Origin of the sequence: Serratia sp. CY40230 (assembly GCF_052168835.1) — a bacterium.
In the GTDB taxonomy this organism is placed as follows: domain Bacteria; phylum Pseudomonadota; class Gammaproteobacteria; order Enterobacterales; family Enterobacteriaceae; genus Serratia; species Serratia nematodiphila.
This window is the reverse complement of the sequence record NZ_JBJNLX010000001.1, coordinates 628,636-642,012: the sequence shown is the minus strand read 5'-3', so window position 1 is coordinate 642,012 and position 13,377 is coordinate 628,636. Positions and strand designations below refer to the sequence as shown.

Here is a 13,377-nt window from a genome sequence, read left to right as displayed (position 1 = left end):
GAAACCCGCCACGGCGGGCTTCAAATCCGGCATCAGCCGGCGGTGGCCGGATTGACCAGCCAGGTGCCGGCGGTGTCGATGCTGAGCTGTTGGCGACGCAGCCGATCGTTGTGGCGGATCTCCAACTGATAACGGCCCGGCGCCAGGTTCAGGCTGGCGAAGCCGTTTTCGCCCGGCGTCACCTGCTGCGGTTTGCCGTCGAGGCTGACCTGCTCACCCGGCTGCAGTTTGAAGTACACCAGCGCCACCGGCTGCGGTGGTGGCGCCGCTTTTTCAGGTTCCGCCGCTGCAGGCTGCGCGGTTTGCGGCGCGCTCGGCTGCTCCGTCAGGGTTTTCTGCGCCGGTGACGCCACGGTGTTTTGGGCGACGGCCTGGGCATCATCCTTGCCGCCGCTCAGCCAGGCGACGGCGCCGATCACCAGCAACGCGGCGACGCCGGCGCCGGCCATCATCGGGCGTGAGAATTGGGTGCCGCGCGCGGTAACGGCGCCGGCGGCGGCCGCAGCGGCGGCCGGGTTGGCGGCGACCAGCAAGTTCTCCGGCGCGGCGGCCGGGGTGCTGATGATTTCGTTTTCATCGGCGATCGGCAGATGCAACAGCTCGGCCATTTCATCGATGGTCTGCGGGCGGTCTTCCGGCTTCAGCGCCAGCGCGCGATCGACGGTGCGCAACAGCTCCGGCGAGTAGCCGGCGGGGCGGCGCTCGGCCAGCGGCTGGTAGCTGTCTTCGATGCTGCGCACCACGCTGACCGGCGGCGGCGAACCGACGATCAGCGTGTGCAGCACGGCGCCCAGCGCGTAGATATCGGTCCACGGCCCCTGTTCGCCGTCGCTGTTCTCGGTGTACTGCTCGATCGGCGCGAAGCCCGGTTTGAGCATGATCTCCGTTTCGTCCGACAGGTTGCCGATCTCTTTGCGCGCCGATCCAAAGTCCAGCAACACCGGCAGCTGGCTCTCCTGGATCTGGATGTTATCCAGCGAAATGTCGCGGTGCAGATAGCCTTCCTGATGGATGGTGTTGATGGCGCTGAACAGCGGCGGCAGCAGCCGACGGATCCACGCCTCGTCGATTTTCTCCGGCTGCTGTGCCTGCAGGTTTTTCAGCGTGGTGCCGCTGTAAAACTGGGTGCCCATATAGGCGGTGCCGTTCTCTTCCCAGAAGCGCAACACGTGCAGCAGGCCGGGGTGCGAGAAGCGCGCCAGCAGACGCGCCTCCTGAATAAAGCTGTTCAGCCCGGCCTGGAAAGTTTTGCCGAAGCGCTCGCCGCGCAGCCCGATACTGAGATCGTCGTTGCGTTTCGCCAGCGAGGTCGGCATGTACTCCTTGATGGCGATGGTGCGTTCCAGTTGGTGATCGTAGGCGCGGTAGACGATGCCGAAGCCGCCTTCGCCGATCGCTTCCTGGATCTCGAATTCGTTGAATCGATAGCCGCTCGGCAGGCTGTTCGAATTCGGTTTGGTTATCCCGGTTCCCGACATAGTGATGACTCTCTGTGTTCAAAGGGCCGCCGTCTCGGCGGCCGCGGCGTTATGCCTGAAATTGACAAATGAATTCGTGGTTCTGCAGCGCGATATGCAGCTGGCGATAGCGCTGGTCGTTGGCGCTGCCGGTCAGCAGGGTGTGGCTGATCTGCGGCAGCAGGGTGTTGGTCAGGATGGCGTCAACCATGCGGCCGCCGGACTCCACCTCGGTACAGCGGCTGACGATCTGCTCGATGACCGCGTCGTCGAAGGTGCAGACGATGTCGTGATTCTCCGCCAGGCGGCGCTGAATGCGGCCCAACTGCAGGCGCACGATGTTGCCCAGCGTGGCGTCGGTCAGCGGGTAATACGGCACCACCAGCAGACGGCCAAGCAAGGCGGCCGGGAACACCGACAGCAGCGGTTGGCGCAGCGCGCCGCTCAGCGCCTCCGGCTCCGGCAGCAGCTCCGGATCGCTGCACAACCCGGCGATCAGATCGGTGCCGACGTTGGAGGTCAGGATGATGATGGTGTTGCGGAAATCGATATGACGGCCTTCGCCGTCCTCCATCCAGCCCTTGTCGAACACCTGGAAGAAGATTTCATGGACGTCCGGGTGCGCCTTTTCGATCTCGTCCAACAGCACCACGCTGTATGGGCGGCGGCGCACCGCCTCGGTCAGCACGCCGCCTTCGCCGTAGCCGACATAGCCCGGGGGCGCGCCTTTCAGCGTCGAAACGGTGTGCGACTCCTGGAATTCGCTCATGTTGATGGTGATGACGTTCTGCTCGCCGCCGTACAGGGTTTCCGCCAGCGCCAGCGCGGTTTCGGTTTTGCCGACGCCGGAGGGCCCGGCCAGCAGGAATACCCCGACCGGTTTGTTCGGATCGTCCAGCCGCGCCCGTGAGGTGCGCACCCGGCGGGCGATCAGATCCAGCGCATGGCGTTGGCCGATCACGCGCTGGTTCAGGGTATCGGAGAGTTGCAGCACCGCTTCAATCTCGTTTTTCACCATGCGGCCCAGCGGGATGCCGGTCCAGTCGGCCACCACCGCCGCCACGATGTTGGCGTCGACGGCGGCGAAGATCAGCGGCGCTTCGCCCTGCAGCGTGCTCAGCTGCTGCTGCAGCTCGCCCAGTTGGGCGCGCAGCGCGTCGGCGTCAGGGCCCGCCTCCGTCTCTTCGCCGGCAGGTTCTTCCGCTTCCTGCCGGTGCAGCTGGGCGCGCAGCGTGATGATCTCTTGGATCAGCGCCAGCTCTTGCTGCCAGCGATCGGTCAGCTGTTCGAGCTCAAGGCGCAGCGCGGTCAGCTGAGCTTCAATCTCCTGCGGGCGCAGGGGATCGCCGATGCCGACCTTGGCCTCGCGGCGGGCGATATCCAATTCGATCTGCAGCGCATCGATGCGATGGCGGCAGTCTTCAACCTGGGCGGGCTCGGCGTGTTGGCTGACCGCCACGCGCGCGCAGGCGGTATCCAGCAGCGCCACCGCCTTGTCCGGCAGCTGGCGGGCCGGAATATAGCGATGGGACAGCCGCACCGCGGCGTCCACCGCTTCATCCAGCAGCAGCACGCGGTGGTGTTGCTCCAGCGGGCTGACGGTGCTGCGCAGCATCAGCAGCGCCTTGTCTTCGCTCGGTTCGTGCACCTGCACCACCTGGAAACGGCGGGTGAGCGCCGGGTCTTTCTCGATGTATTTCTTGTATTCCGACCAGGTGGTGGCGCCAATGGTGCGCAGTTGGCCGCGCGCCAGCGCCGGTTTCAGCAGGTTGGCGGCGTCGCCGGTGCCCTGGGCGCCGCCGGCGCCGATCAGGGTGTGAATTTCGTCGATAAACAGGATGATCGGCGTCGGGCTGGACTGCACTTCGTCGATCACCGCCTGCAGCCGTTTTTCAAACTCGCCCTTAACGCCGGCGCCGGCCTGCAGCATGCCGATGTCCAGCAGGCACAGTTTCACGTCGCGCAGCTGCGGCGGCACGTCGCCGGCCACGATGCGCAGCGCCAGGCCCTCCACCACCGCGGTTTTGCCGACGCCGGCCTCGCCGGTCAGCAGCGGGTTGTTCTGGCGGCGGCGCATCAGGATATCGATGATTTGCCGGATCTCTTCATCGCGGCCGGCCACCGGGTCGATCTCTCCGTCGCGCGCTCGGGCGGTCAGATCCTGGGCATACTGCGCCAGCACGCTTTCACCGCTGCGCGCCGCGCCGGATGCGTTCTCGGCGCGGCTTTCCGCCGGCGCATCCTGGGCGTTTTCCGCCGAGTGAGCGGTAATGGCGGCGAACTGCTCCATCAACAGATCGGCGTTGATGCGCTCGAACTGCGGGGAAATGGCCTTCAGCAGATGGCGCAGGCTGTAGGTTTTCAGAATGCCGAGCAGCAGGTGGCCGCCGCGGATGCGCGCCGCGCCGAATTTCAATGAGCCATAGACCCAGGCGCGTTCTACCGCGCTGTCGATGTGCTCGGACAGATCGGAGATGGCGCTGGCGCCGCGCGGCAGGCGATCGAGCGCCTCGACGATGTCGCGCGCCAGCTGCGCCTCGTCCAACGCGAAGTGGCGGACGATCTGCTGCAGATCGCCGTCCGGCGATTGCATCAGCTGATGCAGCCAGTGCGCCAGTTCGACGTAGGGGTTACCGCGCAGCTTGCAAAACGCCGTCGCACTTTCCAGAGAGGTGAATAACAGGCTATCCAGTTTGCCAAATAATACCGAGCGGCTGATTTCAGACATGGTTTTCCTCAGGTCTCAGGGTGGCCTGGCGCCGCAGGGCGCCGGCCGAAATAGGGTCAGAACGGGTTTTCCAGCGGTTCAGGACTGAAGATCAGATCGTCGAGATCGCGCTGTCGCCGATGGTCGGCCAGCCAACTGCTCAGGCCCAATCGCTGCGCGCCGCCGAGCTGGATGCCGTGCGCCTGTTCCTTCGCCAGGATCAGGCGGACTTCCCAGACGAACTCGATGCCCAGATATTGGCGCACCCAGTCGCGCAGTTGCCGGCACAGATCGGCGCCCGGCAAGAAACGGTCATAGTCCTGCTGCGGCATCGGCCCCAGCTCGATGCGGAACTTGTGCTGGATATCGCGCACCGCGATGCCGAGAAAGGCCGACTCGCCGAGCCGCGGCGCGCCGCGGCCGGCCTTGAGCCGCGCCTGCTCGCGCGGCTCCACCCGCAGCCAGTGCGGCACGTTTTCGACGATGCGCACCGGCACCTTGAAATACTGCTGTAAAATCTTGCTCAGGCCTTCCGGATCGCGGCTGTGGCGAATCAGATGACCGGCCATAAAATGCTTGGCGTGGGCGTTGATGCTGTCGCGTTCCTGCTGCGCCGGCTGGCCGATGCCGATCAGGCTCGACAGGTACTCGTCGAAGCGCCGGTTGTCCGGGCGATCCAGCGATACCGTCGGCTGCGCGTCGGCCCAGGCGCGGTAAAACAGCAGCGTCAGGCGGTGATGGAACAGGTTGGTGAACGCCAGCAGGGTAGTGTCCTGATGGTGGTATACCCGTTCGCGCACGTATTCGGTCAGGTGCAGCGGCAGCGGCCCGTTGGGGCCGAACAGGCCGAAACTGAAGATCGAAACGTCGTGCAGCGGGCCGTTGGCGCGCGGCGTCACCTGCGCCAGCGTGGAGGGCGCGAACGACAGCGACGGCTCCTGGCCCAGGCGCAGCATCTCGTGGCGCGGCAGCGGCGCGCGCCCCAGCAGGTAGGGCTGGCCGCCCTGGGCGTCGATGCGCCGCAGCAGCTGAAACAGATCGTGCTGGTAAGGCGCGCTGCGCAGCCGCGGCCAGAAGTCGTCCGGCAGGCGATACAGCGAGTTGATCTGCGGCGGCGCCAGTTCGGTGGCGATCATTTCCGCGCTCATATCAGCGTCCTTTTGCCCATGCGCGCCTGCCAGTGGGCGATTTCGCCGCGCTGCTGGCTGGAGAGCGTCATTTCGGTGAAGGTGTTCATCGCCACCAGGCGCGAGAACAGACGCTCCAGCACGCTGCCGAGCAGGTAAGGGCTGTTGCCGGAGAACGCCTGCTCATCGACCGTCAGATCGATGGCGATGCCGCGCGCGAATACGATGGGGCCGGGCTCCGGTACACGCCGATAGACCGGCCGCAGGTTGCAGTGGCGCACGCCCTGGATCTGCTTGGCGATCGCCGGTTCGCTCAGGTTGCCGTACAGCCCCAGCAGCTGGCGCAGGCTGGCGGCGCCCTGTTCCGGATCGCCGTCCATCATGCTGAGGTAGTTCAGCTGCAGCTGGCTGATCAGCCGCCAGGTGATCATCCCTTCGGCCAGCGCCGGGCGCGGCGGGGTGGGGCCTTTGCGCAGCGAGACCTGCTTGATCGGGATCGAATCGGGCATCACGAAATTGCCCTGATCCTGTTGCAACAGCATCAACGGCAGATCGCGGCTGGTGCACAGCACGTCGGCGGTGAGGTATTTCAGATCGCTGTGCCACGGCGATTGCCGTTCGTCCACCAGCGACACGAACACTTCCGAACCGGCGTAGCCGGTGCGGGTGCCGTAGCGGCGGGCGTGCTCCGACAGCGTGCGCTGTTCGCGCCGCAGCGAAAAGTAGGCGCCATAGTTGCCGTCGTCCGCGCTCAGGGTGCTGTAAAACGGCCGAAACTCTTGCTCGTAGCGTTTTTCGCTGGCGCTGCCGCCGAGCCGCTGCACCGAAAACACTTCGTAATCCAGCGGCCGGATATTGTCGACCACCAGATGGTATTCGTGGTTCTTTTCGTTGATCGCGATGCGTTCGGCCACTTTCGGAAACAGGTTGATCACCGGCGTGCAGTGCAGCGCCAGGTGAGCAACGTCAACCACCCGTTCCAGCGCGGCGTCGTGCCGATCCAGCAGCACCACGATCTCGAACTGGCGCAGCCCCTTTTTCCCTTCGCGCACGCTCTGCAGCAGCGGACGCAGGCCGTTGACGCTGAAGAACTGGAAGCGCGCCGGGAAGGCGAAATATTCTTGCAGCAGCCGGTAGCCTTCGAAGTTGCGCAGATCGTTGGGCAGCAGCGCCTGATCGGCGGCGAAGCCCTCCTGTCGCAGCCCGTCCAACGCCAGCGCCCGCCGCTGCGGCTGAGCCTCCACCGTTTGGCAGACAAGCCCGACGCTGTGCTGCATCAGCAACTCCAGCAGCTGCTGCGCCTGCATGTCCGGCCCGGCCAGGTAAAACATCAATTGATCCAGCTGCAGGTTGTTGAGCGTCACGCTTTCGTAGCACTCAAGACGAATGCGCAGCGCGCTGACGCAGCCGCTGTGCTGCAGCCCCAGCGAGGCCAGCGGGATATCGGCCGGAATGCCGCCCAGCTCGACGCCGGCGATGCGCACCGGCTGCAGCGTGACGTCATGCGCCGTGGTGTAACTGCAGGTGATGCCGCTTTTCTTCAGCGTCTGGCTGTCCATCATGGTGCCGCGCGGCACCACGAAGCCGTTGCTGATATCGCCCTTGCTGCTGTCCGGCTGCAGCTCGGCGATCGCCATCGACGGCGTCGGCGACAGGTAGTTGGGGTAGATGATCTCCAGCAAGCGCTGAGAAAAGCGCGGGAACTCGGCGTCCATTTTCAACTGCACGCGCGAGGTGAGGAAGGCAAAGCCTTCCATCAGGCGCTCGATATAAGGGTCCGCCACGTCGATGCCGCGCATGCCGAGGCGGCCCGCGACCTTCGGGTACTGTTCGGCGAACTCGGCGCCCATCTCACGCAGATAGGCCAGCTCGCGGTTGTAATAATCTAACAGTTTACTGTCCATCGCCTTACCCTATGTCTTTCAGATCGAAGTGGCCGTTTTCCAGATCCACGTCGGTACGGAACAGAAACTCCAGCGGATAGGGCACGCACCACAGGCGGCCCTTGATTTCGATCGACAGCACGTTGTGCAGCTCCAGCGAGCCGGTATCCGAGATGCAGCGCACCTGCAGCCCCTCGGGCAAAATGCGCGGCTCGAAATGGAGAATGGATTCGGTCAGCGCGCGCTGAATGTCGAGCCATTCGATGTCCGACATGCGCTTGCCCGCCAGCGAGGCGATGCCGTAATTCAGGGTGGAGCGCCGCACCTGCGGAAAATCGCCGAGATCCAGATTGGATTCGCTGTTGACGCAGTTGAACAGCCACTGCAGATCGCGCAATACCCGGCGGCGCAGCTCGCTGTGCGACACCAGGTTGCGCACCTGCGCCTCCTGCTTTTTCTGCGGTTCGTCGTCGGTCAGCATATCGAGCAGCACCGGCTGCATTTTGTCGCGCGAGGTCAGGCGTTCGCTGTCCTGACGATAGCGATAGCCCTGGTGGCGCAGATCGCCGCCGTCGTAGTGGGGTGGGCGCTTATCGTTCATGGTCAGGCGCTCGCGTCGAAGTTCAGCTGCCGCAGGCTGTGCAGTGGGAATTCATCGCTTTCGCTGAGCCAGGTTTTCAGGCCCTGCCCCGCATAGTGGGTGCCGTCGCCCAGCGGTTGCCATTCGGTGCGCTTGCCGAGCAGCAGCGCGTCGTCGCTGCCTTCGGCCAGCGGATAACGGGCGGGCAGTTGGCATACCTGTTCGCGGCCATCGGTCAGGCGCACCAGCGCATGGCTCCACACCAGGTCGATGGCGCTCTGCGGCGCCTGGAACTGGATCGCGGCGATGTCGGCAAACGGCAGCCAGTAGTAAATGCCGTTCAGCGCCAGTTCGCATACCGGCCCGAGGCGGCCGTCACCGTCGGTCAGCCAGTCGAAATGCAGTTGCCGTTCTTGTTCGCCTTCGGCCAGCGTTAACCGCCCAGCGCCGGCCGGAGCGGCCTCCAGCGCTTCATCACGCAGCCCCTGGGCCTGTTCGGCCGCCCCTTGCGCATCCTGATGCAGCGCCTGCACCATCAGTTTCAGCCAAGGCTGATCCTGCCGCAGCAGCGCCGGCGCGGCCGTGCCGGCAAACACCGCCTGGCGTTGCAGCTCGGCGTTGACTGACTGCATCAGCAGCAGCGTGGTCGGTTGGGCGATCGGTTTCAGCGCCTGCCAGGATTTCAGCTGCGCGTTGGCGCGCGTCCAGTTGCCGCTCAGACACAGCAGTTGCACCAGCGCGGCGCGCAGGTCGGCATCCGCCGGTTTCGCCTTGATATCGTTTTCGACGGCGGTGATGGCCGCGCCGATCGACTGGCCTTGCAGCATGCTTGCTAATGATTTCACAGGCTTTCCTTATAATCAGTGAGTGGCGCCGTTAACCGACAGGTAGCTGCCGCTGGCAGGATCAACGCGGTCTGCGGCCAGCTTTTCCACCAGTTTGAAAGTCAGCGGGGCGGGGGCGCTCAGCAGCGGCTGCCAGGCGGTTTGCGCCTGCTGCACGCGCTGTTTGATCTTGTTTTCGTCGGCTGCGTCGACGCGCGGCATTTCAACGATCGCTTCACCGTTGAACGCCCAGGCGTGCAGCTTCGGTTCGAAGTTCAGCAGCAGGAAGCTGCCCGGCGCCTGCGGGTTGCCGCCCAAAATGAGCCGTTGGGCGTTGGCGCTGACGACGGTCAGCGCGCGATCGCCGCCGTTAACCTGCGCCAGCGGGTAACCTTGCAGGAACCACAGCGTCGGCGAGAGGGTTTGGCCGCCCTGTTGCAGCGTGACCGCGCCGCTGCCCTGCAGCCAGCCGTCCTCGCCGCAGCGCAGCGCGGCGCCGGCGGGAATGAACAGCGAGCCGCCGTTGGCCTCGTCACGCCAGAAGGTGCGGAAGTGGCAGCCCTGCGGCAGGCTGAAACGCTGAGCCGGCGCGCTGTCCGCCTGCGGAGAAGTCACGGCCACCGCCGCAGGGATCGCCGGTTGCGGCGGGGTTTCCGGCGGCTCGGAGGCCTCTTGTTTGACCACCGGTTTCCAACCGCGCGCTTTGGCGGCTTCGCCGCTGGCCAGTTTCTCTCCGCGCTTGTCGGTCAGCGTCCAGGGCAGGTGGCCGGCTTTTGGGCACTGCTTTTCCAACAGATTGCCGACGCGCGGCAGAAAGTCGTTCAGCACCGCCGGATCCTGGCTTTGCGCCGAGACGATACGCAGCGGGATGCTTTTGCCGCACCAGCTTGCTGGATTGCTGTTTTTGACGTCATCGATAAACACTTCCAGCTTCTGGCTGGGGGAGTAAACCAGGCGATAGTTCATCGCCTGCGCGGTCGGCACCGCCATCAGGGCGACGAGCCCCGGCATCCAATATTTCATAGTGAACCTTGCTGTGAATGTGCGCTGCTCAGTCGCGGCTCAGAAACCGCTCCGCATCCGCCAGCGAATGCAGCAGGGTGGTTTCCTGCGGTGAGCCAATCCAGACGGCGATAGCGCTGTAGTTATCGCTGTTATTGTTTTTCTTCCATGCCTGCTGCATCAGGGCGATCCACTCGCTGGGGGAGTTGACCATGTGCAGCGACTGTTCCAGTTCGGCCTGGCTGAAGCTGTGCCAGAAGCCGTCGGTGCACAGCAGGAAAACGTCGCCGTCTTCCAGCTGCAGCACGTCACTGTAGGTGGCGTCGCGCTCTTCGTTGAGCCCCAGCGCGAAATACAGCAGGTTGCTGTTGATGCCGTTGGTCTGGTAGCCGGCGTCCTGCATCTGTTGGATCAGGCTGTGGTCGGTGGTGACGGCATGCAGGTAGCCGCGGCGGAACAGGTACAGGCGGCTGTCGCCGGCGTGCGCCCAGTAGGCCAACTGGTAATCGCGATCGATAAACAGACTGACCAGCGTGGTGCCCATCTTGCTGTATTCGTCCGACTGCCGCTGCTGCTGGTGGATGGCGGCGTTGGCGCTGGTGATGTGCTGACGAATGCTCTGGGCGTTCAGGTGCTTTTCGCCGTCGAAGTTTTGCAAAATGGTGTCGCGTGCCAGTTTGGCGGCGATATCGCCGCCCGGAAAACCGGCGATGCCGTCGCACACCACGAAGCAGGCGGCGCGGTTGCCGAGCACCTCGCCGGTCTGATCCTGGTTGGAGGCGCGGCCGCCCTGGTTGGAGGTAGAGGCTATGGTGATATTCATTACGCGTCCGGTTTGGTCTGTGAGTCTTTGTATTGATTCACTTCAACGTCATAGGCGTGCAGGAAGGCTTCGCCGAACAGGGTGTGGAAATCGTCCTCGATTTCGCCGGAGGTTTGCTGATAGTTCTTCACGAAGTAGTCCCACAGCGCGGCCTTGCGGTTGGCGGGCAGCGACAGACGCGGCGCCACGCCTTCCTTGCGCGCTTCTTCTTCGAGACGCTCCGGGTTAAACGACTGCAGCATGGCGGCGATGATGGCGCGAATACCGGCGATCATCCCCAGCTGGTGCGCCTGCAGGTCGATCAGCGCGTCGCGCACCGCCTGCTCCGGCGGCATAAAGCCCGGCATCTGGCTGCCGAACATCTGCATCAGCACCGTTTTGCCCGAAGGCAGCAGCTTGAACGGATTGTTGGCCTCGTCGAGGATCATGGTCATCTCGGCCTTCACGCCGCGCTTGAGGATCGAGCGGGATGAGAGCAGGGCGACGGTGCCTTGCGAGAACAGGCTCAGCAGGCGGCCGGCCAGGCGGATCTGTTGTTCGTCGAAATGCGGCTGCGGCTGCAGATCGTCAAGACCGACGCCTTGCAGCAGCGCCGCCAGCAACGGTCCTTCCAAGGTGTCGCCATTCGGCGCGGCGGCCTGCTGCCGCTGGGCGGACTGGTAGGCGACCGGATCGATGCCCAGGCGGTTGCCCTGGCGCGGGCGCGGCGGCTGCGCAGGCGGTTCCTGCTGGCTGAACTGCGGCGCGGGTTGGGGTTGCGGCTCGGGTCTCTGCACGGGCGGCGGCGTCGGTTGAGGGCGCGGCGCTACCGGCTGGGCGGCGACCGGCGCCGGTGCTGGCGGCGGGGACGGCGGCTGTACCGCTTCCTCCGGCTGAGCCAGCGGCACGGCGCCGCCCATCAGCAGCCCCAGCGGATCGTTGCTGTTCAGCGTCTCTGGCGAAGCGGGCGCGGATGAGCCGCCGAACAGCGCCAGCGGATCCAGTTCTTGTTCCGGTTGCTGCGCATTCCGGACGGGGGGAGCCGGGCGCGGTGGCGCAGCCTGCTCCGCCAGCAGCGCGCTGGGGGTGGTGTCGGCCAGGATGTGTTCGCGCTCAAAGGTGGTGTCGGTGTTGAACAGCGCCGCCGGATCGGTTTGCTGCTGCTGCAGTTGGCGCAGATCGACATCGCCCGCCAGCTGCGCCAGCGGGTCGGCCGGGTTCAGCTCGCGAGCGGGGGTATCCAGCAGCGGATGATTGTCCGGATTGGCGATCGGCGGCGGTGTGACGGCGGCCGGCGCGTTCGGCGTGAATTCTTCCACCAGGCTGTCCCAGATTTCGTTGGGAATTGGCGCGGCGGATTTTTCGGTGGCGGCGGCTGCTGGGGCCGCAGCAGCGGCAACGGCAGCAGCCTTGGCCACCGGTTGAGCCTGTGGCGCGGCGTGTTGCTGCAGCGCGCTGACTTCAATCTGGTAATCGTCGATGCCGAGTACGTCGCCATCCTGCAGTTCAACCTGGCGGCCACGCTCCAGCGGAATATCGTTCAGCAGCACGCGGGTGACGTTGCCGCGATTGGTGATGCGGCATTCGCCGTCAGAGGAAATGTGCACGATCGCCTGCAGACGGGAAATGGCGCGCTCTTCGTCCGGCAGCACCAGGTTGTTGTCCACGCTGCGGCCGATGGTGCCGCCCGGCGGCAGAAAATCGCAACTGCTCTGCGGCGGAACCTGGCCGCTTTTATTTTTTACAATGGAAAATCGCATAAGGCATTCCTGCTGATGGGGATTTTAGACTGCTTTGGGCGTATGTTGATTTAGTCATCTAATCAGATGGCTAACTTCGATTCTTTTCTTTTTTGTAATAGGTTTTTTTTGGCAGTTGAGTTAAGTAGATAAAGGTAAATATCAAACTGCCATAATGTATAGAGTCATAGTCATTGTTGCCTAGTGGGTAGAAGAGATTAAGAAAATCATTCCCGTATGCAAAAATTGAGAGCTGTATGACACCCATAAAAACCACAGTGAGACAGTTGAAAACAAAAAATGGATAATTGTGTTTGTGAGCCGATAATTTTTTTAAGTAATATAATGCCACTAAAGTTATGAGTGACAATGAAAGATAGGAAAGTAAGAATCCATATGAGTAAGTTGATAGCGTGACGTCTGGCGTCATGTTAATAATCAATAAATTTACTTGATTTGAAAGCTTTATGAAATTGGGTTCGATAATCCTGACTATTACTTTGAGTAACGTTTAAAAATGGCTTCAGCTTCACTGGCGTTCTGCAGTGAAAGGCAATCTAAAATATGATAACTTCCTTTGACTGAGCCTTGGCTATTTTTATTGGCGTACTGTTCAGCCAGCTTTTCGCCTTGTTCGAATGCATCCATCGGCAGTTTACTCAATTCTAAATAGGCGGAAGCGGAACGGAAGGCGTCTTGCTTGGTTTTTTCTGAGTCAGTGGACTTCCCAATGCAGCGGCTGACTAACCAATTTTTATATAGTGTCTCTTGCGATAAAATATTGAGTGAGTTTTCAGCAAGGGCTACATGGCTTCCGAGCAGCAGAGACATTAAAAAGTACGTGTATCTTCTCATCCGAGATAACCTTTGATATGAGCCGTCGTTTGAGCAACTCTGATATCAGTTGTCGTCTTTCCCTTGGTACTTCTTGATGATGGCTTGCAACGCTTGGCTATGTACAAGATCGATGCACTTGGCCATTGTCATCGGCTCCCCTGACATACTGTCATAGGGCTTTGCCAGAAATTCTTTTGCCAGCGCCCTGACGGCGGTATGCGCCTCCAGAGAATAATCGCCGAACTCCATATAACCCCGAGCAGCGGCGGCGGCATCGTTTTTGACTTCTTTTGCTGAGTACCCCTCGGCGATGCAAACGCTAAGCACGTAGTTTTTGAGGTACTCGGCAGGGGAATAGTCAATTTCTGTCGCTGCATTGACGTTCAACGTTGCGGCGATGGCCACAGTCAGTGAGATTT

11 protein-coding genes are annotated in these 13,377 nt (G+C 62.8%); all 11 read right to left on the bottom strand.

Going from position 1 to position 13,377, the window contains the following annotated elements; all coding sequences use genetic code 11:
- Window positions 1-32: 32 nt before the first annotated feature.
- The 11 genes from ACJ8IJ_RS03040 to ACJ8IJ_RS02990 all read right to left on the bottom strand — a co-directional run bounded on the left by ACJ8IJ_RS03040 (window position 33) and on the right by ACJ8IJ_RS02990 (window position 13,375).
- Complete coding sequence (locus ACJ8IJ_RS03040) at window positions 33-1,478, bottom strand: serine/threonine protein kinase (RefSeq protein WP_004934996.1); 1,446 nt, start codon at window positions 1,476-1,478, stop codon at window positions 33-35.
- Window positions 1,479-1,527: 49 nt separating this feature from the next.
- On the bottom strand, window positions 1,528-4,185 hold the full coding sequence (gene tssH, locus ACJ8IJ_RS03035; RefSeq protein WP_342577190.1) for a type VI secretion system ATPase TssH: 2,658 nt from the start codon (window positions 4,183-4,185) through the stop codon (window positions 1,528-1,530).
- Window positions 4,186-4,241: 56 nt separating this feature from the next.
- A complete protein-coding gene (gene tssG, locus ACJ8IJ_RS03030; RefSeq protein WP_442518247.1) occupies window positions 4,242-5,312 on the bottom strand; it encodes a type VI secretion system baseplate subunit TssG in 1,071 nt (356 codons plus the stop codon).
- A complete protein-coding gene (gene tssF / locus ACJ8IJ_RS03025) occupies window positions 5,309-7,195 on the bottom strand; it encodes a type VI secretion system baseplate subunit TssF (RefSeq protein ID WP_004934987.1) in 1,887 nt (628 codons plus the stop codon). The genes tssG and tssF overlap by 4 nt, the downstream gene beginning before the upstream one ends.
- A gap of 4 nt (window positions 7,196-7,199) precedes the next feature.
- On the bottom strand, window positions 7,200-7,775 hold the full coding sequence (locus tag ACJ8IJ_RS03020) for a type VI secretion system baseplate subunit TssE (RefSeq protein ID WP_004934985.1): 576 nt from the start codon (window positions 7,773-7,775) through the stop codon (window positions 7,200-7,202).
- Between the two features lie 2 nt (window positions 7,776-7,777).
- Complete coding sequence (locus ACJ8IJ_RS03015; protein WP_265261278.1) at window positions 7,778-8,599, bottom strand: type VI secretion system accessory protein TagJ; 822 nt, start codon at window positions 8,597-8,599, stop codon at window positions 7,778-7,780.
- Window positions 8,600-8,614: 15 nt separating this feature from the next.
- Complete coding sequence (locus ACJ8IJ_RS03010) at window positions 8,615-9,601, bottom strand: hypothetical protein (RefSeq protein ID WP_033645724.1); 987 nt, start codon at window positions 9,599-9,601, stop codon at window positions 8,615-8,617.
- Window positions 9,602-9,629: 28 nt separating this feature from the next.
- Window positions 9,630-10,403 carry a PP2C family protein-serine/threonine phosphatase gene (locus tag ACJ8IJ_RS03005; RefSeq protein ID WP_004934976.1) on the bottom strand — a complete coding sequence of 258 codons (774 nt, stop codon included), beginning with the start codon at window positions 10,401-10,403 and terminating at the stop codon, window positions 9,630-9,632.
- Complete coding sequence (gene tagH / locus ACJ8IJ_RS03000; RefSeq protein ID WP_131164827.1) at window positions 10,403-12,142, bottom strand: type VI secretion system-associated FHA domain protein TagH; 1,740 nt, start codon at window positions 12,140-12,142, stop codon at window positions 10,403-10,405. The genes ACJ8IJ_RS03005 and tagH overlap by 1 nt, the downstream gene beginning before the upstream one ends.
- Window positions 12,143-12,616: 474 nt before the next feature.
- The gene (locus ACJ8IJ_RS02995) at window positions 12,617-12,952 is read right to left on the bottom strand and encodes a type VI secretion system amidase immunity protein Tai4 (RefSeq protein WP_257214270.1); all 336 of its coding nucleotides are present in this window, start codon (window positions 12,950-12,952) and stop codon (window positions 12,617-12,619) included.
- 69 nt (window positions 12,953-13,021) lie between these two features.
- Window positions 13,022-13,375 (bottom strand): type VI secretion system amidase immunity protein Tai4, encoded by a 354-nt coding sequence (locus ACJ8IJ_RS02990; protein WP_257214292.1) that lies wholly within the window; start codon window positions 13,373-13,375, stop codon window positions 13,022-13,024.
- Window positions 13,376-13,377 lie beyond the last annotated feature (2 nt).